The sequence below is a fragment of the Clostridium sp. DFI.5.61 genome (genome assembly GCF_024462915.1).
Lineage (GTDB): Bacteria > Bacillota > Clostridia > Oscillospirales > Oscillospiraceae > Lawsonibacter > Lawsonibacter asaccharolyticus.
Genome location: NZ_JANGBZ010000155.1, coordinates 1 through 250, shown reverse-complemented (window position 1 = coordinate 250; position 250 = coordinate 1). Strand labels below are relative to the sequence as shown.

The following is a 250-nucleotide window of genomic DNA, read 5'->3' as shown; positions in this document are numbered from 1 at the left end:
CAATGCCGCCAAAGTCAAACCCATTTCTATGGCGCGGGGCAAGTCCAAGAGTCCTGTGAGACCCCAGTTCCTTGAGGCGGCCAGGCCTGAAAAGGCCAGAACCAGGGGCAGGCAGGTCAGGCGCATGAGAATTAGGCTCACCGAGGCGAGCCCCAGGTTGAGCAGGACACGGCGCAGCCTGGGCTGGGTGGATCGCCGCAGCGGGTAAAGCGGTTCCAAGCCCAAGACGGCCAGAAATAGACCGGCCAGC

At 62.8% G+C, this 250-nt stretch carries 1 protein-coding gene; it reads right to left on the bottom strand.

Features of this window, described 5'->3' with window-relative positions; genetic code table 11:
- Positions 1 to 250 (bottom strand): hypothetical protein (locus NE584_RS19485; RefSeq protein ID WP_256183566.1); only part of this gene is annotated, 250 nt, incomplete at both ends.